We start from the raw sequence: 22,039 nt of genomic DNA on the forward strand, positions 1-22,039 counted from the left end.
AAGCAGCGATAGCTGGATATTTAAAGCGATTGAATGAAATTTAACAGCAGTTTTGCCGACTTCTCACCGGCAGTGACGATAAATTGATCAAAAGTACCAGCAGCTTGATCATCAGCTGCATCAGAAATTGCTCGCAAAACAACAAAGGGTGTCGCAAAATCATAAGCAACCTGCGCAACAGCGGCCCCTTCCATTTCAACAGCCAAAGCTTCGGGAAAATTAGCCATGATCTGAGTTTTCATGCTGCCTGTGACAAAGGAATCACCCGTCACAACAAGTCCTGTCTTAGCCTGCGGATTAGCCTTCTTAAAATCTTCGACTAACTGCGGATCAGATTCGAAAAAACGCGGTTTTTCAGGGACGTAACCAACTGACCCTTCAAATTTCGTATTATAAACATCATGATGTGCCAAACGGTCAGCGATCACTTGATCGCCGATGTGCAAACCAGTTGCTAGACCGCCGGCAGAGCCCGTGTTAACGACCAGATCAGGCTGATAGCGATCCAGCAAAACGCCTGTTGCCATAGCCGCCTGTACTTTACCGATTCCGGATTCCGTCAAAATAACATCTTTGCCATAAATTTGTCCCTGAGAAAAATCCTGTCCAGCTATCGTAACGCTTTTAATATGATCCAAAGCTGCCAATAATTGGCGCTTTTCTTGTTCCATTGGTGTAATAATTCCGATTTTCATTGTCAAGACTCCTCAAGATAAAATAAAGTAAAGATACAAAAGAATAATGCAGGCAATTAGGCCGAAAATAGCGATATTTAAGCGATATTTAAGTCTTTGGGACTTTCCCTTGGCCGTTAGTTTGCCGTTTGACCCGAGCTCGAATTTACCATTTTTAGTTAATTTGAATTCTTGATCATATTCAGGTTCAACAGGTGTAATGACTCGAGATTTCTCTTTGCTGCGTTCTGCCCGCTTTTGTTCGCGTGAATATGCTTCGGAATCATCTTTACTATTTTCTTTATCGACCCAATTGTTGACTTTGTCCTTTAAAGACATAGGTCAATCATACAAAAGACGCGGTTATTTTGCCGTCGAAATACAAAAAAAGCGATCACGATCGCTGATTTTTTAATAATTCATCCAAGGCGTCCCAAGCTAATGCTGCACATTTGACTCGTGTTGGAAATTGGCTGATCGAACTAAAAACGCCAGCATCCCCGAGCTGATCTAGATCAGCTTCTTGACCTAAAATCATTGCTTTGAATTGTTTGATTGCTTTTTCAACACTATTAATTGACTGATTTGCCACAAGTTCGGCCATCAAACTAGCTGACGCTTGGCTGATCGTACAGCCGCTGCCTTGAAAAGAAACGGCCACGATTTGATCATTTCGGATCTGAGCCTGGACTTCCAAAACATCACCGCAGCTCGGATTATGAGCTGCCTGTGCATCAGTAGCATTTGTCAGCTGGCCGCGATATGTGGGATCAACAGCTGCATCCAAAATTACTTGTCGATATAATTGATCTAATCCTGCTAAAGTCATTTTAAAATCCTAACCGATCGAACCGACCATTTGAAATTCAATCAAGCGATTCAATTCGACTGCATATTCCATTGGCAATTTTTTTGTAAAAGGTTCAATAAATCCCATAATGATCATCTGCGTGGCGGCCGCCTCAGAAATACCGCGACTCATCAAATAATATAACTGTTCTTCGGATATTTTGGAAACGCGTGCTTCATGTTCCAAACTGATCTGGCCATTGTGGATCTCATTGATCGGGATCGTATCGGAAGACGATTTGTCATCCATGATGATCGTATCGCACTCTACATGAGATTTAGATCCTTGAGAATGCTCGCCAAAACGCACAGTGCCGCGATAATCGACTGCACCGCCATCTTTTGAGATTGATTTAGAAATAATACTTGATGACGTATTAGCAGCATTGTGGATCATTCTGGCACCATTATCCTGGTCCATACCGGCACCAGCCACTGCAATTGATAGCATCGTGCCGCGAGCACCTTGACCGTTTAAATAAACTGACGGATATTTCATCGTGATTTTTGAACCCAGGTTGCCGTCGATCCATTCCATCGTGGCGTTTTCCATTGCAGCGGCCTTCTTAGTCTCCATACTGTAGACATTGTTCGACCAATTTTGAATCGTTGTGTAGCGGCAATAAGCATCCTTAGCAACATTCACTTCTACAACAGCTGCGTGCAGGCTGTCTGAATCGTAGCGCGGCGCCGTACAACCCTCAACATAGTTAATGCTGGCACCTTGGTCAACAATGATCAGCGTACGTTCGAATTGACCGGTATTGATCTCATTGATGCGAAAATAAGCTTGCATCGGTGTTTTAACTTGAACACCCTTAGGTACATAAATAAAGGAACCGCCAGACCAGACAGCTGCATTTAAAGCAGCAAATTTGTTCGTTGCTGGTGCGACGAGTTTGCCAAACCACTTTTTGAACAAGGCTGGATACTGCTGAAGAGCTGTATCTGTATCCGTGAAAATAATTCCTTGCTGTGAAAATTGTTCCTTGATATTGTGATATACGACCTCCGACTCATACTGGGCACTTGAGCCAGCCAAATATTGCCGTTCAGCTTGCGGCACGCCTAAACGATCGAAAGTCGCCTTGATACCGGCAGGAACATCGTTCCAATCACGGTATTTTTTATCGGTCGCACGTTGAAAATAATGCAGCTGATCAAGTTTCAAATCTGTCAGATCTGGACCAAAATCCGGCATCGACAATTTTTTATAAATTGCAAAGGCATGAAGCCGGTAGCTGAGCATCCAGTCCGGTTCGTGTTTGGCAGCGGAAATTTCGCGCACGATTTGCTCATTAAGACCAATTCCGGTTGAATATACCGGCTGAAAATCATCATGAAATTCAGAATTTGTTTGCCTATCAAAATCAGTCATATTAGAGACTCCCTAGAAAGATGGCGATTGAAAAAATGCTGCGTATCAACGATGGCAGCTAACAAACGGTCAACATCTTCGATCGTATTATAGAAATAAAAGCTAGCCCGGCAAGTCGCCGATAACGATAAATAATGCAGTAAAGGCTGGGCACAATGCTGACCAGCACGAATCGCGATCCCCTCATCATCGAAAATAGTCGCAACATCATGCGGATGGAGGCCATCTAAGTTAAATGAAATAATGCCATTATGATCACTAGGGTCGTTTGAACCATAAAGCTGAACACCGTTCAATTTTTGCAAACGCGGCCAAGCATAACTGACCAGTTGACGATCTTGGTTTTCGATCTGCTCAAAGCCTACCTGCTGCAAGTAGCTCAGTGCAGAACCAAAAGCAATGACACCAGCAATGTTCTGCGTACCAGCTTCAAAACGCAAGGCGCCTTGTTTGAAAGTCGCTGATTGTTCAGTGACCTCTTCAACCATTTCGCCACCGTAAAATTCTGGCGACATATCATCAAGTAACGCTTGTTTGCCATATAAAACACCAACGCCTGTCGGGCCTAACATTTTATGCGCAGAAAAAGCCATAAAATCACAATCCAGATCCTGAACATCAATCGCCATATGCGGTGCACTTTGGGCCGCATCCACGATCATGACTGCACCATGTTCGTGAGCTAAGGCAGTTAATTGTTTAATCGGCTGCCGGCTGCCGAGCACATTAGAAACCTGAGTAATACTAACAATTTTCGTCCTGGCATTAATTATTCCTTCGGCCGCTGCCAAGTCGATAAGACCCTGCTGGTTGGCCGCCAAATAGCGTAAATGCGCACCAGTTTTTTTTGCGACCTGCTGCCAAGGCACTAAGTTGCTGTGGTGTTCCAAAAGCGAAATAACGATCTCATCACCGGCTTGCAAATGACTCAGGCCCCACTGCCGAGCCAGCCAATTCAAGCCTTCAGTCGTACTACGTGTAAAAACAATTTCTTCACGAGAAGCCGCATTTAAAAAGTGCTGCACATGATCACGAACCGCTTCATAAGCTTGGGTAGCTTGTTGGGCCAACGTATGTGTGCCACGATGAATATTGGCATTCTCATCTGTATAGTAATGATTGATCCGATCAATAACCACTTGGGGTTTTTGACTGGTAGCCGCATTATCCAAGTAACAGAGTTGATGGCCGTTGACTTTCCTTGCTAGAATCGGAAAGTCAGCCAGATATGGATTATTCGCCATTTTCCGATAACCTCTTTTCCAATAACTGATTTAACTCCGTTCGAACACTTGCGATCGGCAATTGATTCAGCAAATCATCAAAAAAACTCTTTACAAGCAAACGGCGGGCAGCTGAAGCCGAGAGACCGCGGCTCATCAAATAGTAAAGCTGTTGTGGACTGACACGGCCAATACTAGCAGCATGACCAGCTTCAACATCGTTTTCGTCTATCAATAAAATCGGATTTGCATCGCCGTTTGCAGTCGGCGACAACAATAAGACACGACTGGTCTGCTCTGAATTAGCAGCATGTGCACCTTTGATAATTCTACCGATCGCATTATAGATCAGTCGTCCCTGCTGCAAAATGACACCCCGCTGGTTGATCTGGCCGGTCGTATGTTTTCCAATATGAATGAGTTTCGTCATTAAAACCTGCTGTTGTTTGCGATCAGCTAAACTCACGACGCGTAGATCGGCTTTGGAACCGTCGCCCTCTAAAGTCGCCGCACAGTCAGCGATCAAATTATTTAAATTCATTTCGGCCAAAAGCCAATCTACCTGAGCATTAGCTGCCAGATGACTCTCACGATTAATGTAACTGGTTGTTGAATGCTGTAATTGATCCACAGCAAAACACGCTAAACGACTGTCCGGACCAGCGATCAGTTGTAAAACACTATTCAATCGCGTCGAAACGCCATCAGCTGTAGTCTTTGTGATCTGCAGGATCGATGCTTGCACGTCTGCACCGGTCACGAGCAAAATGTGCTGTTCGATCTCCGCGGCGCTGTCGATCTGCAGCAATAGTTCGATCGGAGCTGATAAGTGCAGCTGATCGGGTAGATAAATAAACAGGCCGCAATTCCAATAAGCAGCATGTAAAGCTGAGATCCGGTCACTTGGTTTGCGAGTTAAATAAGATCGTACCAAAGCTGTTTGCTTAGCGGCTGCGGCGGCAAGATCCATGACAAGAACACCCTTTTCCTGCAGCTGCTGGGAAACAGTGATCGTTAAAGTCGACATATTTTTTTGCGTCACTTTAATCGTTTGCTGATCTGAAATGACTGCTTTTTGCTGTTGGATCCGAGATTGGCTGGGCATAACTGGACGAGAAAAAAGTGTTCTAGAAACACGCGGATATTTTGGCCAATCCAGATCTTGACTCATCAACAGAGCTTGACAACGCTGCTGAATCAGCCATTCAGGCTCATGATCAAGAATGGCTCTTTGTCGGCAACGTGTCACAAGATCAGCTGCGATCGGCCTAGTCATCTGTCACTTCCTCAGCTAGGCCCAGTTGCTGGCGAAGACCTTGATAACCGGTTTTCTCTAATTGAGATGCTAGCTCAGGTCCACCAGTCTTAACGATGCGGCCAGCCATCATAATGTGAACAACGTCAGGCACAATATAATCCAGCAGGCGCTGATAGTGAGTAATGATCAAAGAAGAAAAATGCGGACCTCTGAGCGAATTGACCCCTTGAGCAACAATCGTCAAAGCATCGATATCTAAGCCGGAATCGATTTCATCCAAAATGGCAAAACTAGGTTCCAACATCAATAATTGCAGAATTTCATTGCGTTTTTTTTCACCGCCAGAAAAACCTTCATTCAAATAGCGTTCAGCCATATCAGCAGGAATTTGCAACAAGCTCATTTTTTCGTCTAATTTCTTTAAAAAATCGCGCACGCTGATCGCTGCTGCTTTGGGACGTCTGGCATTCATTGCAGCTCGCATAAATTCCGCATTTGTAATACCAGGAATTTCTTGAGGATACTGCATCGCTAAAAAAAGCCCCTGTCGGGCTCTTTGATCTACAGACCAATTCAGAATACTTTGACCATCTAACAGAATGTCACCTTCTGTGACCTCATAGCCTGACCGACCCATGATCGTTTCGGACAGCGTCGATTTGCCAGTACCGTTGGGACCCATAATTGCGTGTATTTCGCCAGCCGGCAACGATAAATTGACGCCTTTTAATATTTTTTTTCCTTCTGCCTGAACATGCAGATTCTTAATTTCCAGCGTTGCCATCGGCTTATTTCTCACTTTCTATCGAACTAAACGATCCCAAATAACGACTTTTCCTGCTTTTAAAGATTTTTGAACATCAATAATACGTTGATTAGCACTTCCTCGAAACTGCAAAGTTAAATCTTTTTCGGCCTCTAAAAAACGACCATCTATTAAAATATCCAGTTTACTCAATAAGGCTTTTTTATCATCGGACTCTAACTGCAATTCATCCCATTTATAGCCGGTCCAAGACCAAATATCTTTCGTGTGGCCGAACTCTTCATGAATTCGATCAATTAACTGCAGACAAACATGTGTGTTTAAAAAAGGCTCGCCGCCCAGTAAAGTCAGACCCTGAACGTAGGACTGGCCTAAATCAGCAATAATCTGATCTTCCAAATCTTTTGTATAAGGCTGACCATAATGAAAACTTTGGGCAACTTTGTTATAGCAGCCAGGGCAATTGAATTTGCAGCCGCTAACATATAAACTGCAGCGAACACCTTCCCCATCAACGAAATTAAAGGGCTTGTAACTAGCAACGTAATCAAGACTTAAATCTTTAGCCAGCCACTCCTGTGGTTTAGGATCTAGCGGCAAGCGTTGACGGTGCTGATGATGTTTAACTCTGATCGCTTTATTTTCTTCTTCGCTCATCAACAGCCTCTATCCTTGACGCGCACTAGTTGTCGCATCATTTCCCAATGTCATGTGTTTAACGCGCGATACGATTTCTTGATGCCGGCCATGAATCATCGGCCGTTGTAAAGGATTACCCAAATAACCACAAGTCCGCTTAACAACATCACAAGTTGCTGGATCCGTATTACCACATTTTGGGCACTTAAAACCACGCGCTGTGGCCTCGAATTCTCCTTTAAAGCCACATTCAAAACACTGATCAATTGGTGTATTGGTGCCCAAATAACCAATTTTGTCGTAAGCATAGTCCCAAACAGCTTCAAGTGCTTTGGGATTTTGTTTCAAATTCGGATACTCGCAATAATGGATAAATCCACCGGCAGTATATTTCGGATAATCTTTTTCGAAGTCGATCTTCTCAAAAGGCGTGATTTTTTTTCGAACATCATAATGAAAACTATTCGTGTAATATTCTTTATCCGTAATATCTTTCACGATTCCGAATTTTTTGGTATCCAAGCGGCAAAAAGTATCAGTCAAGCTTTCGCTTGGTGTGCTGTAAACGCTGAAGTGATAGCCATATTCCGCTTCCCAAGCCTTGCAGTGTTCCCACAAAGATTTGACGATCTGCACCGAAAACGCCTTAGCCTGCGGATCATGTTCCCAAGCATGTCCATAAAAGACCGTACCCACTTCATAAAGACCAATGTAGCCCAATGAAACGGTGGCCCGAGATTTATTGAATAGTTGGTCGATCGAATCGCCGCGCTTCAGCCGTTTGCCAAATGCCCCGTATTCATAAAGGATCGGTGCATTATCTGGATTAGCCTGCTTGGCACGTGCGATTTTAAACAGCAAAGCTTGCTTGCATACATCCATACGCTGTTCAAAAATATCCCAGAATTTCTTCTGATCTTGTTTTGATTCCATAGCAATACGCGGCAAGTTGACTGTCACAACGCCCAAATTCATCCGACCAGAATTGACTTCTTGGCCATTTTCATCATGCCAGCCCTGCAAAAACGAACGGCAACCCATCGGTGCTTTAAAACTGCCTGTCAGTTCAACGATTTTGTCATACATCAACACATCTGGATACATGCGCTTAGTTGCACATTCAATCGCTAATTGTTTAATGTCATAATTTGGATCACCGGGCTTTAAATTCAAGCCGCGTTTGATCGTAAAGACTAATTTTGGAAAAATAGCTGTCCGGCGTTCTTTGCCCAGGCCTTGGATACGAATCTGCAAAATCGCTTTTTGGATCGCACGTTCGATCCAGCTTGTGCCTAGACCAAATCCAACCGTTGTAAAAGGTGTCTGGCCCTGAGAAGAATAAAGCGTATTAATCTCATACTCTAGACCCTGCATTGCATCGTAAATATCTTTTTCAGTTTTTTGGCGGGCAAAAGCATTTTGCTTGTCTTCGCCGTCAATCCACTTTTTTGCTTCGGCCAAATTCTTGTCATAATTTTTTTCGGCAAAAGGTGCTAACAATTCATCGGTCCGATCCGCTGAGCAGCCACCGTATTGGCTGGAAGCAACGTTCGCAATAATTTGTGCCATTTGTGCTGTAGCAGTCCCGATCGAATTCGGCGACTCAACTTCAGCGTTGCCGATCTTAAAGCCATTTGTCAGCATTTCCTTGAAATCAATCAAACAGCAATTGGTCATCGGACTGTATGGCTGATAATCCAAATCATGCCAGTGAATATCACCAGATAAATGGGCAGCCGCTACTTTTGGCGGCAGCATTTTTAATCCGATCGCCTTGGCAACTGTACCAGCGGTCAGATCACGCTGTGTGTTGAAGACCTGGCTGTCTTTGTTCGCATTTTCATTGACGATGCTAGCATCTTTATCCAGCAAGCGCTGAATCATAAAACTAATATCAGTCGCCTGACTGGCGTCCACTTGCTTAGCCATCAGCAGATCATCAACAGCCTTCACCAGTTTTAAATCATGCCGTTCTTTTAGGACTGCTAAGATCGTCTCGTTAACAGCTTGCCGGCTGACGGACGAATCATCAAAAAATGGTAACTGCGTCAAAATCTCGTCAACAAGGTCTTTAATTGATTGTTCATCGATCGGGTCGGTTAACTGCTGGTTGGCCTGTAAAAGCGTCTGTTGCAGCTGATCGATCTTTAATTCAGAAATTTTACCGTTGACTTCTTGAATTTTGATGGCAGTGGCCGTCGTTGTTAAATTATTGTTTTGGTTTGTCATCTTATCTCGCTCCTTACTTTTTGATTAAGCTCAATCATAGTGGATTCAATAACAAGGTTCAATCAAAAAATTCTGACTATTTTGCCATTTTTTTCGAAAAATCTAGATACCACGCCGGAAAGATGCTAATCTTATCTCGTTAAAATAAATTTTGCTAAGTGAGAATTTATTAAATTTTTATTAATTTTTAAGAAAAATAGTGATTAATCTTGAATGAGAATACTTTAGTTGAAAATACACAACAATCTTTAACTAATCGTGAATTTAAGGCCGTTATTTCAGCCTTGGAACAGGCGATCGATCCGGAAATGGGTATCAGTGTCGAAGATCTAGGCCTGATCTATAGCCTGCAAGCGACTACACAAGATGATGACCGTCAGCTTCGCATTATCATGGCTTTGACCATACTCGGCTGCCCGCTATCTGCAGAATTGCAGACGATCGTTGAACAAGCCGTTTTAGCCAATAGCTCTTTTAAAAAAGTTTTCGTGCAGATCGATCCGAGAATCGATTGGGATCCAAAGCGAATGTCTCGTGTAGCAAAAATGACTTTAGGCATTCTTTAAATTCTTAGGATCGAATAAAAAAACAGTTTTCTAAAGTTGTTTGGAAAACTGCTTTTTTTGCTAACTGAATTCAGGCTTTTAGATCTACACGGTAGATCGGCATGCTCATACAACGCGGCCCGCCTCGGCCACGAGATAATTCGCTTGATGGTATTTCCCAGACCTTCACACCATGTTTTCGCAAAACTTGATTAGAAACATAATTTCTGTCATAAGTTACGACGACACCCGGGGCGATCGCTAAAGTATTGGAGCCGTCGTTCCATTGCTCACGAGCTGCAGCCACCGGATCACCATCAGCCGTCAGAATCAGATCAAGCTCGCTAAGCCCCAATTCCCTTTTCAAGACAGCAGCAAGATCATCAAAATGTTCAACTTTGATACTATTTCCTCGATCCTGATGCAAAACAAAAATCGGCATTTTTCTCTGTTCATTGAAAATCCCCGGATAAACAGTAAACTGATCGCGATTAACCATTGTGAAAACCGTATCCAAGTGCATCATCGCATGGGCATGCGGGATCTGGATCGCAATGATCGTATCGTAAGCAGAAGCGCTGAATAAACTTTTGGCCAAATCCTGAATCGCCTCAGAACTGGTGCGTTCAGAAATGCCGATCGCAAGCACGTGGTTGGACAGAACCAGCTCATCACCACCTTCAAGGCGTGTTCCTTGATCGCGGTCTCGCCATATATGGATCGGCTGATCAGCAAAACGTGGATGATGTTTCACGATCAACTGCATGAAAAGCGATTCGCGTCTGCGAGCTTGAAAAGTCATGCTGCTGATCGTTAATCCGTGACCAATAGCGGCGGCTGGATCACGCGTAAAGTAAAGATTCGGCATTGGATCAATTAAAAAGGGTCGGGTCTGGTCATTAACAAAACGAGAAAGACTATTTGCCGATGTTTGAATTTTGCCGCGTCGAATGCCGGCCATGATCTGGTTCACCATCGCTTGTGCCGGCATATCAAGCAAATAATCTGTCAGTTGATCGTAAGTATCACCGCTTTTAAAAGCAGACTCGCTCAACAATTGCTTCAGAAAGTCTCTTTTGACTTGTGGGCTCGTTTGCAAAGCTTCTGCAGCTAATTTTTCTAAATATAAAACTTCCGTAGCATTTTTTGTCAAAATTGCTGCAAAGGCATCGTGTTCTTTTTGTGCTTGAGGCAAAAAAGGAATATCGTCAAAAAGCAGTGATTTCATTGTTTCCGGCATTAAATTTTCGACTTCGTGACCCGGACGGTGCAAAATGACCTGTTTGAGTTGACCAATTTCTGAATTAACATTGATCGGTAATGTTTCATTTGTCATACTTGCTCCTCGTTTTTAATGATTTTTTCAGGAAGATTTCCCGTTGCTCATTAAACATCGTTCTCGCAATTTCCATGCAAAATCTGTCAAATTATCTGACAACTCAGTTGGCAAAACGGAAAGCGATCAAAATAAAATTCACTAAAAACATCAGACTGATCACTAATACGACGGGATTGATTTCCTTAAATTTGCCTTTAACCATCTTAACAAAGATATAAAAAATAAAACCAGCTGCAATGCCGTAAGAAATTGAGTAAGAAAGCGCCATAAAGACAGAAGTAAAGAAGGCTGGGATCGCGACCTCCATATCGCCCCATTCGATTTTCTTAAATTCACTCATCATCGAGATACCAACCAAAATCAAAATTGGCGAGGTTGCAGCGTTTGGAATCACGGAAACAAAAGGTGCAAAGAAAATAGTTAATAAAAAGGCAGCAGCGGTCACTAGATTAGACAGACCAGTCCGACCTCCGGCCGCAATACCAGAAGCTGATTCAATGAAAGTCGTCGTGTTAGAAGTACCTAGCAGGCCAGCACTGGTCGTTGTCACTGTATCCGCTAAAAGTGCCCGATCCATGCGGGTTTTAAAACCTGATTTGTTTTCTGCAAATTCGCGCTGATCTTCTTTTGTAAAAATCTGCGTCTGCTCGCCGATTCCCAGCAAAGTCCCGATCGCATCAAACAGACCTGTCAATCCCATTGCAAAGACTGTCGCGAGCGTCAATAGAAAGTCATGCCAATTGTTAAACAAAGTCGGCATCCCCTGGCCCGAAAAAGAAGCTAAGAAGACTTTGGAAAATTCAGAAAAAGTTGTTGATAAGGAAGCACCCCATTCTATATGCGTATTTGTAACGCCCATTGGGATACCGATCAGTGTGGTCACGATCATTGAAATCAAAAAAGCACCCGGAATTTTTCGCAATACTAAAACAATTAAAATCAAAAGACCGATCAAAGCCAAAATCACGGCCGGTTGGTTAAAATTGGCCATTTCCGGGGTAACAGAGCCATTGCCAACCATCGATGACGTCCCCCAGCCGGAAATAATATCTTCCTTGCCAATAATAAAATTGATAAAACCGGCATTTTTAAGACCAATATACGCGACAAACAGGCCAATACCCCCGGCAATTGCGGCTTTTAATTCTTCCGGAATCGCCTTAACAATTGCTCGGCGACCATGACTAAGCGTAATGATCAAATCAAAAATACCCACCAAAAAGACGATCGCCAGGGCTTGCTGCCAATGAAAATGACAGCCAAAAACGATCGTATAGGTGAAATATGCCTGCATACCAATGCCAGGTGCTAAAGCAAATGGTACATTAGCAAATAATCCCATAAATAAAGTCCCGATCGTGGATACGATGATCGAAGCTAAAAAGATACCTTGTTTAGGCATGCCGGTCTGACCCAAAATCTGTGGATTCAAAAAGAAGATATAGACCATTGATACAAAAGTCGTTAGTCCAGCAATGATCTCCCGTTTAATAGTTGTCTGGTACTTTTCCAAATGAAACATAATTCCTCTTTTTAAATAAGTGTTGTGTTGCCTTTGCTGTTAACGTTGCTTAAATAAGCGACCTCATTGTAACTTTCGATCGTAAAATGCTCGTCATCGATCGTCTGTAGGATCGTCGTCGAAGTATTTTTTAATGAAGACAGACTTTCATCTCCGGTCAATGCTTTGATACCTAATTGAATGATCGAACCGTGTGAGAAGATCAATAAATTTTCATCCTCGTTAAGCTGTCTGCTGCGCTTGATGATGCCGTCTTTAAAACGCTGTCGTGCTTTGGCAAAATTTTCAACACCAAAAGCCGTTAAGCGCGGATCATCTTGTCGACGGATCAATTCATCGAATAACTGCGGATATTTTTTTGCTACTTGTTCTCTAGTCAGACCTTCCCAATCACCAAAGGATAGCTCACGAAAATTTTTATCGTCAATAATCGCTGTTTTCGCATAGTTAGCTGTATCGGCTAACGTGATCTCTGCTGTTCTCCTGGCGCGCTTGATCGGGCTGGTATAGACAGTTGTAAAATCAAATTTATCCAAAAAACCAGCTAGGTCCTGGCAATCCTGCTTGCTAGACTCTAGCAGCGGTGAATCACCGTTGGCCCCCTGAAATCTGCCTTCTAAGTTCCATTCAGTTCGGCCGTGTCTAACGATAAAAATTCTTTTCATAGTTAATAGAATACAGTTAAACGAATCAAAATAAAAACCCCAACGAAAGCAATTTTTCTTTTGAAGGGATTTTTTTAATTAGTTAATTTGTTGAGAAACGGCCTGATTGACAGCTGCATGTTCTTTTTCGACTAAGTTCACACGATTTTCAATAACTCTCGTATCCATCGTAATTTCTCTAGTTAAACCAGCTACGTTGATTTTAGGTTCAAAGAAAGCTTTAAATTCCGATAAACGCTGGGCAGTCTTAAAAATGATAGCAATTACCGTAATGAAAGTCGTGAACTCCATATCACCACCAACTGTCTCTTCCAGCCATTGCCAATCCTGACGGATCCAGTCCCAGGCAGCCTGTTGGCCCTTATCATTGGCCAGAACACCACGGAACCAAGCACGCAGATCCTGTGGTTTGATCGTATCTGCATCTTCAAATTTATCGATCAGCAGTTTGATTAAAACAGGATCAGTCGTTGCAGTCAAAGCAGCCGTCAAATCAGCCTTATAACTGCCATCTGAGGATTGTCGATAATCCTGCAAAAGTTGTTTGAACAGATCAGGATCGCTGAAATTCTGAATCTCATTTCGCAAGACAAATAAGCGAATGTCGGCACTCAAAGATGATAATTGCTGACGATTTTTTTCAAACAGATCATGAGCACTCTTGATCGTATTTGGATTTTTAGCAAACAAAGAGGCACTCAAGACGTAAGGTCTGATCAGCTGATCATCAATTGATTCATCAGTTGCTGACGACCAGCCTAAGCGTGCAACCTGGCTGCTGCTCAAGTGGTCAAATAGCTGCCGCAGCTGTTTTTCTTCAAGAGAATCCGGCTCAACGAATTTCTTTAAGTTGTTTGCGATCACAAACAGAGCCATATTGACGACTGCAAATCGGCTTCGACTAAAGCGACTCAGTAAGGGCACGATTTCGGCATAAGAAATTTCTTGTCCTTCAGCTAATAATCGCAGATCTTGTAAAATCTGCAATTGTGAAATAGCATCCAGCTCAGTCACGTCCTTTAAAATATCGGCCAGCAAAGTCTCATCATATTTGACAATAAAATGCGAATCATTACCAACATTTAGGCGGAATGGCAATTTATTTTCAGCACGCAGCTGAGCATAATCGCCAAGCTGACTGCTTTTTTCGGTCAATAGGCTTGGTGCTTGAGCGTAATTAGCATTCAGAGGAATCTGCCACTGGCGACCGATTTCTTTACCAACGCCAATGAAGAATTGTTGCTGGCTGATCGTTAATTGGCCATCGATCACTGAGGCTTCGACAACTGGGTAACCAGGTTGTTCCAGCCAAGAATTCATCACTGAACCAACATCGATCTGAGAAGCATCGCCAAGCGCTGACCATAGATCGGCACCAGTCGCATTAGCATACTTATGAGCAGCAAAATAAGCCTTCAGACCCTTGCGCAAAGCGGCATCACCGATCATGGCCCGAACCATCACAAGCATACGGGCGCCTTTGGCATAAACGATCGCACCATCAAACAAAGAATCGATCTCGGCTGGATCCTCGACATTGACATGAACTGATTGTACGCCGTCAGTCGCATCGCGCTGCAAGGCAGCCGGTACTTCTGATGCTTGAAAAGTCTGCCAAATATCCCATTTCGGTTCTAGCGCATTCACAGCCACGTATTCCATCATGTTGGCAAAACTTTCATTTAGCCACAGGTCATCCCACCACTTCATTGTGACAAGATCACCGAACCACTGATGGGCCAATTCATGGGCAACAACAGTCGCAACTAATTGTTTTCGAGTCAGTGCCGTATTATCGGGATCGAGCAGCAAATAGGCTTCACGATAAGTGACAAGTCCCCAGTTTTCCATCGCGCCGGCCGAGAAATCCGGCAAAGCTAATTGCCAGGAGTGAGCTAGCGGATAAGGCGTCTGATAGAAGTCTTCGTAAAATTCAATCGAGCGTTTGGCAATATCCAGCGCAAAATCCAATTCCTTGGCTTTGTGTGCTTTCGTAGCGAAAACACCGATCTGAACACCGCTTTTAGTCGTCGTCAGCTTGCTTTGCAGATCACCGAAAGCAAAAGCGATCAGATAAGTCGACATGCGGACTGTTCGCTGAAAATAGTGGACGCCATTTTCAAAACGGCTTTCTGGCATATTAGCCAAAATCGTCTCACCAGCCTGCTCATCAAATTTGATCGCCAAATCAAAAGTCGCTTTAGCTTCCGGTTCATCAACACAAGGAAAAGCCTGACGTGCAAAAGTGGTTTCAAATTGCGTGCCGATGATCTGTTTTTTAACACCATCCAGCTCATAATAGGACGGATAAATGCCCATCATGGAATCCGTTAATTTAGCTTCATAGTCGATCTTGAAAGTCACAGCGCCTGTTTTGGCTAAATGAATTCGGATCGCATCATTTTTGCTGTCCAATTCAAAAGGCAGTGCTTGATCATCATCGGATCTAACCGACTTGATCGTTAAAAATTTTGCGTGAATCGAGATCGCCTGCAATCGTGCCTGACCCGAAATTTGCGTCTGACCTGAAAAAAGCTTTTTCTGCCGATCAATAGTCAAAAAAATATCATAATGATCTGGTTGAAAGGCACGATAAAAATGTGTTGAATCTACCATTGTTCCCCCTTATTTTGTAACGGATATCCAGTTTGCTTGTTGAATTTCGTTAAATCAATTATACGTTAACAAAAAAGCAAACCGTGAAAGTCTGCCTCATTTTACAGTTGCTTTTTGCAGCGCGAAAAGTGCCAAAGCCAGATCACCATAGGTAGCTGATCCATTGTTTTCAATTTTCGGATGAACAATGTAATTATCCAAGTCCGGCAGCGGCAAATAGTCATTATTCATTTGAGCAAACTGCTGACGCGCCTTAGACAAAAGACCCGGACGACCTGACACGGAGCCGCCAAAGATGATCTTGTCCGGTCGAAATGATAGCGTGACCGACCAAGCAGCCTGCGCAATATAATAAGCAATGATATCCCAGACTGGATCACTATCAGAAATATTTTCACCGGCAATACCCGTTCGAGCTGCCAAAGAAGGACCTGAAGCCAAGCCTTCTAAACAGTCACCGTGAAAACGACAAACGCCGGCAAAATTAACATCATCCGGATGTTTGCGCAAAATAATATGACCGATTTCAGGATGCGAGCGGCCGCCGACAAAAGAACCACCCTGGATCACACCAACACCGACACCAGTCCCAAGCGTGAAGTAGACTAGGGTCTGATCTTTTTTGACAGTACCAAATTCATACTCGCCATAGACAGAGGCGTTCACATCGGTCGTAAAAAAGACCGGTACGTTGATGGCTGCTTTCAAACTACCGACAAAGTCAAAATCAGACCAGCCGACTTTAGGTGTTTTTGTAATGAAACCATAATCATCTTGACCTTCTTTGATCCCGATCGGACCAAAAGAGCCAATACCGATAGCAGACACATTGAATTGCTGAAAAAAGGCAGTCGTTTTTGCCATCGTATCGACCGGATTGGTCGTTTTAAATTTTGTCTGTTCAATGACATTGAAATTCGCGTCGGCAATTGCACAGACAAATTTCGTACCGCCGGCTTCGATCGAGCCTAATAATTTACCTTCTACCACTATGATTCCCCTAGTTTATAAAATTATATGTTGTGTTTAATGCTAAACGATTAGCTTTTTAGAACAAAAAAATAGCAACAGATGAAAAGAATTGCCAGATTTGATTTTACCAATTAAGGCTTATAAATGAAACAAGAAAATTGATTTTCGTTGAAAGTGGTGAAAACTATTTTTGTTTCGCCAAAATATTGTCGATTTCTTTATTTGCAGCAAGCATGCGCTCCCAGTGGTCGCCAGAATCCAAGTCATTAATGATCAGCTTCATAATATCTAATGGATCGATCTGGTAGCCTGTAAAGTCATACTTCAGGCTGGCCACGATCCTACTCATGTACATGATACCGATCGCGGCATTTTTCAGTTGTTCATCAGTCTTGCCGACATTTGAATCCTCAGCATATGTGCGATATTGAAATTGACTAAAATAAGCTAATAAGCTGACTGTCTTATCAGAGCCATACATCAAGCTGCGATGCATCAGGTCTTTATATTTTTCAAGCTCGTCGTGTTCTTGATCATTCTGTTTTTTATCATTTAGATAAATGATTTTAGCGGACCAGTCTTTTAGAAGCTGGTTCAGATCATCTCCACTAATCTGTCTGAAATAAGATTCCACTTGCAGCGTTCTTTGGCCGCTGACTTTATTTTTATTGATGATGACTTCTCGAACTAAATTCGGCAAGTCCCTTAAAAAATAGCCGACAGATAATAACAAAATGCTTTCAACAATTCTCACAAGCAAATTCATTTGATCACCTCAAAAAGATCATACAGAATTATGACGTTTAAAACCATCTATGCGATTATCTTTAAGACTTAGGATTCATCACAAGCGTTTTAAATGAATTTCTGCCAGCTCGCCAATTCTTTTAATACCGATTAGCGTCAGACGCTTTTCATAGGCTGCTTCTTCAAATAATCGCTTCCCCCAACCAATCAGGACAGGCGCAATTTGAATCCAAAATTCATCAATTAGGTCTTGTCGAACCAACTGAGTCACAATCGCACCCCCGCCGACAATCCAGATATTTTTGCCCTTGACTGATTTCAAAGTTCTGACAATAGCCGTGGGATCGCCAGAAACATATCGACCGCCGTCAGTGATCGAGCCAATCTGGCTGTGTGAAAAGACGATTTTCTCTTTGCCAGAAAACATGGGCTTATCCCCAAGTATTTTACTTGTCTCTTTGTAAGTCGTATTGCCCATCACGACCGTGTCAATGCCAGCCTCAAAATCCGCAATGCTGTAAGCTGGATCTAATTCCGTATCAAACAGCCACTGCAGGCTATCATCCTTTCGAGCTAGAAAGCCATCAAGACTCATCGCACCGTAAAAATAGACTTTTCTCATCGTTTTGGAGGTCACGAGTCTATTTTACCAGCACCTGGTTTGTTATCCTTCGTCTAAACTAAAGCCACATTGATCTGATCACCCCCGCTTGTGCGGGGAATACTAAAAAAAATATGTTGCCAAAAGGAGAGGGAAAAAATATCTGCGAAATATATTTGACCGATTCAGGAAAAATTTACGTCCCAGACCTCAAGGAAGCTAACCACACACAATGGAAAAATGTAATTACTTCTGCCGCTGCTTCGCTTGTCGTTTCTCTTACGGTTGCTCTTATTTCACGTTTTTTCTGAAAATAAAAAGCACTCAATTTCTCGAGTGCTTTTAGTAAATTCGATTGTTTATTTCGTCAGGTATTGGTTTATCTGACTTTTTAATATATTCGTAAATAATATCGGCTGCCTGTCCGTCATAGATGCCGGTTTTTGCTACGTGTTCTGATAGTCCTGGAACAAGGCCAGCGAAAACAGACGGCGTATTAATGGTTTTACCGAATTTTTTCTCATAAAAATCTTCTGCCTGTGCATAAATCTTCTGAAATTGTGCGTTGGTTTTAATCATTTCAACATATCCTCTATTATTTTACCGTATATATTTGCCGCTTCCGGGAAAAGCTCACGCATGTTAGTCAGCATTTCAGGGTTGGAATTGACCGATTCTGACATTTCAGCAAAGAATTCCGTTCCAGATGTATACGGGCGGCGAGTACATAGGATCACCCCCGCTTGTGCGGGGAATACCTTATAACCAATGACAAAGAAAGCAATGTTATAGGATCACCCCCCCGCTTGTGCGGGGAATACTTATTTTTCAAGGCAAAGATGATGGCCGTTGTAGGATCACCCCCGCTTGTGCGGGGAATACGCACCGAGTTCGTTCGCCGTTTCGTTTATTTTAGGATCACCCCCGCTTGTGCGGGGAATACTTTTTGATTTCGTCATCGATATTTTTAATTGGAGGATCACCCCCGCTTGTGCGGGGAATACCGATTGACATTGTCGTTCGGCATGATCCGACTAGGATCACCCCCGCTTGTGCGGGGAATACTGCTTTTCAAACCGTTTACCCAATTTTCTACCAGGATCACCCCCGCTTGTGCGGGGAATACTGTGCTGCTCATGGCTTTCGTCATGACTTTACCAGGATCACCCCCGCTTGTGCGGGGAATACTTCATCAAACAGCCCTAATTTTCCATTTGTCCAGGATCACCCCCGCTTGTGCGGGGAATACAATCGTAATATGCGTCGAGCAATCAACTTGCAAGGATCACCCCCGCTTGTGCGGGGAATACTTTTAAGTATGCCAGCAGGAACATTGGAGCGACGGATCACCCCCGCTTGTGCGGGGAATACTTATAAGCACCCTCTTCATTATGCAGGCGGGCAGGATCACCCCCGCTTGTGCGGGGAATACCAAAATGCTTCTCGAGGCGTGAATGATGGAATAGGATCACCCCCGCTTGTGCGGGGAATACACCCTTTCATGTTTATCTTAACTTTCGGCCACAGGATCACCCCCGCTTGTGCGGGGAATACTGGCTATTTTGGCATCTGCCTGGGCTTTTTCTAGGATCACCCCCGCTTGTGCGGGGAATACCCGCTGATTTACCAGATGATCTAAGTGATAAAAGGATCACCCCCGCTTGTGCGGGGAATACACAACGTTGATGAAAAATACGTTGATTGGACTAGGATCACCCCCGCTTGTGCGGGGAATACTGTGCTGCTCATGGCTTTCGTCATGACTTTACCGGATCACCCCCGCTTGTGCGGGGAATACTTCATCAAACAGCCCTAATTTTCCATTTGTCCAGGATCACCCCCGCTTGTGCGGGGAATACCTCTTTTTGCGCTTGCGGTTGACCCTCCCACCAGGATCACCCCCGCTTGTGCGGGGAATACGCAGAGGTTAAGGAAACTTTGAAGTTATCATGAGGATCACCCCCGCTTGTGCGGGGAATACTACATAAATATCAGTATTGCAAGTTTAAACGTAGGATCACCCCCGCTTGTGCGGGGAATACTTCCATCAGATGAAGTTTTGCCGTTCTAAGCGAGGATCACCCCCGCTTGTGCGGGGAATACTACACGACAATGACCAGAACTATGAATTATTGAGGATCACCCCCGCTTGTGCGGGGAATACTGGAACGGTATTATCGTTGTGGCCACGGCCGTAGGATCACCCCCGCTTGTGCGGGGAATACTCGCCTTTTAAGGTTTTAACGGCGTACTTGCTAGGATCACCCCCGCTTGTGCGGGGAATACTGGTTGATGCAGCCAAAAATCTGCGCTTAAGCGGGATCACCCCCGCTTGTGCGGGGAATACATTTCGGCAATATTTTCAATTCATGAATTTTCAGGATCACCCCCGCTTGTGCGGGGAATACCCACCTTTGACAGCGGTTACTGAAGACTGGCTGGGATCACCCCCGCTTGTGCGGGGAATACAAGAAAGCCTAACCGAAAAATACCAAAATTATAGGATCACCCCCGCTTGTGCGGGGAATACAATGTGCTTGATTCAAGCTATGGCAATGACTCAGGATCACCCCCGCTTGTGCGGGGAATACTGATTTGCAAATCATCGAGGAGGAAAAAAATGAGGATCACCCCCGCTTGTGCGGGGAATACTTTCATTTAAATATGCATGCTGATGATGACGGAGGATCACCCCCGCTTGTGCGGGGAATACACGGTCACATTATCGCCAACATACGATCAGGAAGGATCACCCCCGCTTGTGCGGGGAATACTCCCATGGGGTTCAGGCCTGAAAAGTGTTGCTAGGATCACCCCCGCTTGTGCGGGGAATACCTTTTCCTGCCGTTTCTGCCATTGCTTGCTCCAGGATCACCCCCGCTTGTGCGGGGAATACCCCACCAGCTGTCTGGCATTGAGATAGTTCGTAGGATCACCCCCGCTTGTGCGGGGAATACGTAGTCATGGACAATTCAGCACAGATTCAATCAGGATCACCCCCGCTTGTGCGGGGAATACGATTCAAAAAATTAGTTTTAATCGTCGTATCAAGGATCACCCCCGCTTGTGCGGGGAATACGTCATCTAACAAGCTTACAATTTGGTCCCTTAAGGATCACCCCCGCTTGTGCGGGGAATACTTAATGGTTACTCACAGGGCGAAGCTACATTTGGGATCACCCCCGCTTGTGCAGGGAATACTTGCACGTTGGCTATGAATAGCACATATAGCCAGGATCACCCCCGCTTGTGCGGGGAATACCATCATCAGGATCTTCCCGTTCAATTTTGGTTAGGATCACCCCCGCTTGTGCGGGGAATACATTAAAACGTAAATATAACATTCTAAAAGCAGAGGATCACCCCCGCTTGTGCGGGGAATACATGGCCTAACCATACGAATGGGTGGGAAGCCCAGGATCACCCCCGCTTGTGCGGGGAATACGAATTCAGGTTATGAACCAGAATCTTTGCCATAGGATCACCCCCGCTTGTGCGGGGAATACGATCCGTTGCATGATTCTTATGCAGCTGCCTTAGGATCACCCCCGCTTGTGCGGGGAATACCAAGTTTGATAAGTTAGTTATGTTTAGTGGCAGGGATCACCCCCGCTTGTGCGGGGAATACCAGGAATTTTCCAGAGAACCAGACCTATACCAAGGATCACCCCCGCTTGTGCGGGGAATACACGGTACGATTCCGCTCTATCAGTCAACGATTAGGATCACCCCCGCTTGTGCGGGGAATACATCAGGTGGGCGTTTCTGACGCTATGAACATTAGGATCACCCCCGCTTGTGCGGGGAATACTGACATGCACTGGTCGGAGATGTTTTTTGATGAGGATCACCCCCGCTTGTGCGGGGAATACAAATTCACAGCACCGACCATGTGCGGTCTGATAGGATCACCCCCGCTTGTGCGGGGAATACTCAGCTTCTCGAGACAAAGGTGCAATCTGATAAGGATCACCCCCGCTTGTGCGGGGAATACAAAAATTAATAATTTTTGCGCC

At 44.1% G+C, this 22,039-nt stretch carries 19 protein-coding genes and 1 CRISPR repeat array (1 of these 20 running past the window's edge); of the genes, 2 read left to right on the plus strand and 17 right to left on the minus strand.

Going from position 1 to position 22,039, the window contains the following annotated elements:
* Positions 1 to 20: 20 nt before the first annotated feature.
* Genes DLJ48_RS08250 through nrdD form a run of 9 tightly spaced genes read right to left on the minus strand, consistent with a single transcriptional unit; the run spans position 21 to position 9,016 of the window.
* Positions 21 to 695 (minus strand): 5'-methylthioadenosine/adenosylhomocysteine nucleosidase, encoded by a 675-nt coding sequence (locus DLJ48_RS08250; RefSeq protein ID WP_128686988.1) that lies wholly within the window; start codon positions 693 to 695, stop codon positions 21 to 23.
* A gap of 12 nt (positions 696 to 707) precedes the next feature.
* Positions 708 to 1,013, minus strand: coding sequence for a hypothetical protein (locus DLJ48_RS08255; protein ID WP_128686989.1), 306 nt, complete (start codon positions 1,011 to 1,013; stop codon positions 708 to 710).
* Between the two features lie 55 nt (positions 1,014 to 1,068).
* Positions 1,069 to 1,503, minus strand: a complete 435-nt coding sequence (gene sufU, locus DLJ48_RS08260; protein ID WP_128686990.1) for a Fe-S cluster assembly sulfur transfer protein SufU — start codon at positions 1,501 to 1,503, stop codon at positions 1,069 to 1,071.
* Between the two features lie 9 nt (positions 1,504 to 1,512).
* Positions 1,513 to 2,901 carry a Fe-S cluster assembly protein SufB gene (gene sufB, locus DLJ48_RS08265; RefSeq protein ID WP_128686991.1) on the minus strand — a complete coding sequence of 463 codons (1,389 nt, stop codon included), beginning with the start codon at positions 2,899 to 2,901 and terminating at the stop codon, positions 1,513 to 1,515.
* A complete protein-coding gene (locus DLJ48_RS08270; protein WP_128686992.1) occupies positions 2,898 to 4,145 on the minus strand; it encodes a cysteine desulfurase in 1,248 nt (415 codons plus the stop codon). Before DLJ48_RS08270 ends, sufB begins: the two co-directional genes overlap by 4 nt.
* The gene (locus DLJ48_RS08275) at positions 4,135 to 5,400 is read right to left on the minus strand and encodes a SufB/SufD family protein (protein ID WP_128686993.1); all 1,266 of its coding nucleotides are present in this window, start codon (positions 5,398 to 5,400) and stop codon (positions 4,135 to 4,137) included. The genes DLJ48_RS08270 and DLJ48_RS08275 overlap by 11 nt, the downstream gene beginning before the upstream one ends.
* Positions 5,393 to 6,166: a Fe-S cluster assembly ATPase SufC gene (gene sufC, locus DLJ48_RS08280; protein WP_128686994.1), complete on the minus strand. Its 774-nt coding sequence runs from the start codon at positions 6,164 to 6,166 to the stop codon at positions 5,393 to 5,395. Before sufC ends, DLJ48_RS08275 begins: the two co-directional genes overlap by 8 nt.
* An 18-nt stretch (positions 6,167 to 6,184) precedes the next feature.
* Entirely contained in the window at positions 6,185 to 6,805 is a 621-nt protein-coding gene (gene nrdG, locus DLJ48_RS08285; RefSeq protein WP_128686995.1) for an anaerobic ribonucleoside-triphosphate reductase activating protein, read from the minus strand.
* A 9-nt stretch (positions 6,806 to 6,814) separates the two neighbouring features.
* On the minus strand, positions 6,815 to 9,016 hold the full coding sequence (gene nrdD / locus DLJ48_RS08290) for an anaerobic ribonucleoside-triphosphate reductase (protein WP_128686996.1): 2,202 nt from the start codon (positions 9,014 to 9,016) through the stop codon (positions 6,815 to 6,817).
* 209 nt (positions 9,017 to 9,225) lie between these two features.
* On the opposite strand from nrdD, the gene DLJ48_RS08295 reads away from it, so the two are divergent.
* The gene (locus tag DLJ48_RS08295) at positions 9,226 to 9,582 is read left to right on the plus strand and encodes a metal-sulfur cluster assembly factor (protein WP_128686997.1); all 357 of its coding nucleotides are present in this window, start codon (positions 9,226 to 9,228) and stop codon (positions 9,580 to 9,582) included.
* Positions 9,583 to 9,652: 70 nt separating this feature from the next.
* On the opposite strand, the gene arcA is transcribed toward DLJ48_RS08295, so the two are convergent.
* The 7 genes from arcA to DLJ48_RS08330 form a co-directional block, all read right to left on the minus strand.
* Positions 9,653 to 10,897 (minus strand): arginine deiminase, encoded by a 1,245-nt coding sequence (gene arcA, locus DLJ48_RS08300; RefSeq protein ID WP_128686998.1) that lies wholly within the window; start codon positions 10,895 to 10,897, stop codon positions 9,653 to 9,655.
* A gap of 103 nt (positions 10,898 to 11,000) precedes the next feature.
* On the minus strand, positions 11,001 to 12,422 hold the full coding sequence (locus DLJ48_RS08305; protein WP_128686999.1) for an NCS2 family permease: 1,422 nt from the start codon (positions 12,420 to 12,422) through the stop codon (positions 11,001 to 11,003).
* 11 nt (positions 12,423 to 12,433) lie between these two features.
* Entirely contained in the window at positions 12,434 to 13,087 is a 654-nt protein-coding gene (locus DLJ48_RS08310; protein WP_128687000.1) for a histidine phosphatase family protein, read from the minus strand.
* 78 nt (positions 13,088 to 13,165) lie between these two features.
* On the minus strand, positions 13,166 to 15,703 hold the full coding sequence (locus DLJ48_RS08315) for a M1 family metallopeptidase (protein ID WP_128687001.1): 2,538 nt from the start codon (positions 15,701 to 15,703) through the stop codon (positions 13,166 to 13,168).
* 96 nt (positions 15,704 to 15,799) lie between these two features.
* Positions 15,800 to 16,696, minus strand: a complete 897-nt coding sequence (locus tag DLJ48_RS08320; protein WP_128687002.1) for an ROK family protein — start codon at positions 16,694 to 16,696, stop codon at positions 15,800 to 15,802.
* A 163-nt stretch (positions 16,697 to 16,859) separates the two neighbouring features.
* On the minus strand, positions 16,860 to 17,441 hold the full coding sequence (locus tag DLJ48_RS08325) for a hypothetical protein (RefSeq protein ID WP_128687003.1): 582 nt from the start codon (positions 17,439 to 17,441) through the stop codon (positions 16,860 to 16,862).
* Positions 17,442 to 17,519: 78 nt separating this feature from the next.
* Positions 17,520 to 18,059 carry a dihydrofolate reductase family protein gene (locus tag DLJ48_RS08330; RefSeq protein WP_128687004.1) on the minus strand — a complete coding sequence of 180 codons (540 nt, stop codon included), beginning with the start codon at positions 18,057 to 18,059 and terminating at the stop codon, positions 17,520 to 17,522.
* Positions 18,060 to 18,157: 98 nt separating this feature from the next.
* On the opposite strand from DLJ48_RS08330, the gene DLJ48_RS08335 reads away from it, so the two are divergent.
* Positions 18,158 to 18,334, plus strand: coding sequence for a hypothetical protein (locus DLJ48_RS08335; protein WP_161566130.1), 177 nt, complete (start codon positions 18,158 to 18,160; stop codon positions 18,332 to 18,334).
* 31 nt (positions 18,335 to 18,365) lie between these two features.
* Here DLJ48_RS08335 and DLJ48_RS08340 read toward each other — a convergent pair whose 3' ends face one another.
* Positions 18,366 to 18,602: a hypothetical protein gene (locus tag DLJ48_RS08340; protein WP_128687005.1), complete on the minus strand. Its 237-nt coding sequence runs from the start codon at positions 18,600 to 18,602 to the stop codon at positions 18,366 to 18,368.
* Between the two features lie 274 nt (positions 18,603 to 18,876).
* A CRISPR array of direct repeats spans positions 18,877 to 22,039; the repeat unit is 29 nt; unit sequence AGGATCACCCCCGCTTGTGCGGGGAATAC; it runs 2,968 nt beyond the window's last position.

This window comes from Oenococcus sicerae, from assembly GCF_004102045.2.
In the GTDB taxonomy this organism is placed as follows: domain Bacteria; phylum Bacillota; class Bacilli; order Lactobacillales; family Lactobacillaceae; genus Oenococcus; species Oenococcus sicerae.

What these genes read in the sequence shown, in the direction of transcription:
- DLJ48_RS08270 (WP_128686992.1), bottom strand. Translation starts at nt 4,145, where the DNA reads ATGGCGAATAATCCATATCTGGCTGACTTTCCGATTCTAGCAAGGAAA.
- nrdD (WP_128686996.1), bottom strand. Translation starts at nt 9,016, where the DNA reads ATGACAAACCAAAACAATAATTTAACAACGACGGCCACTGCCATCAAA.
- DLJ48_RS08255 (WP_128686989.1), bottom strand. Translation starts at nt 1,013, where the DNA reads ATGTCTTTAAAGGACAAAGTCAACAATTGGGTCGATAAAGAAAATAGT.
- DLJ48_RS08310 (WP_128687000.1), bottom strand. Translation starts at nt 13,087, where the DNA reads ATGAAAAGAATTTTTATCGTTAGACACGGCCGAACTGAATGGAACTTA.
- nrdG (WP_128686995.1), bottom strand. Translation starts at nt 6,805, where the DNA reads ATGAGCGAAGAAGAAAATAAAGCGATCAGAGTTAAACATCATCAGCAC.
- DLJ48_RS08250 (WP_128686988.1), bottom strand. Translation starts at nt 695, where the DNA reads ATGAAAATCGGAATTATTACACCAATGGAACAAGAAAAGCGCCAATTA.
- arcA (WP_128686998.1), bottom strand. Translation starts at nt 10,897, where the DNA reads ATGACAAATGAAACATTACCGATCAATGTTAATTCAGAAATTGGTCAA.
- sufB (WP_128686991.1), bottom strand. Translation starts at nt 2,901, where the DNA reads ATGACTGATTTTGATAGGCAAACAAATTCTGAATTTCATGATGATTTT.
- sufC (WP_128686994.1), bottom strand. Translation starts at nt 6,166, where the DNA reads ATGGCAACGCTGGAAATTAAGAATCTGCATGTTCAGGCAGAAGGAAAA.
- DLJ48_RS08325 (WP_128687003.1), bottom strand. Translation starts at nt 17,441, where the DNA reads ATGAATTTGCTTGTGAGAATTGTTGAAAGCATTTTGTTATTATCTGTC.
- DLJ48_RS08340 (WP_128687005.1), bottom strand. Translation starts at nt 18,602, where the DNA reads ATGATTAAAACCAACGCACAATTTCAGAAGATTTATGCACAGGCAGAA.
- DLJ48_RS08275 (WP_128686993.1), bottom strand. Translation starts at nt 5,400, where the DNA reads ATGACTAGGCCGATCGCAGCTGATCTTGTGACACGTTGCCGACAAAGA.
- DLJ48_RS08315 (WP_128687001.1), bottom strand. Translation starts at nt 15,703, where the DNA reads ATGGTAGATTCAACACATTTTTATCGTGCCTTTCAACCAGATCATTAT.
- DLJ48_RS08305 (WP_128686999.1), bottom strand. Translation starts at nt 12,422, where the DNA reads ATGTTTCATTTGGAAAAGTACCAGACAACTATTAAACGGGAGATCATT.
- sufU (WP_128686990.1), bottom strand. Translation starts at nt 1,503, where the DNA reads ATGACTTTAGCAGGATTAGATCAATTATATCGACAAGTAATTTTGGAT.
- DLJ48_RS08335 (WP_161566130.1), top strand. Translation starts at nt 18,158, where the DNA reads ATGTTGCCAAAAGGAGAGGGAAAAAATATCTGCGAAATATATTTGACC.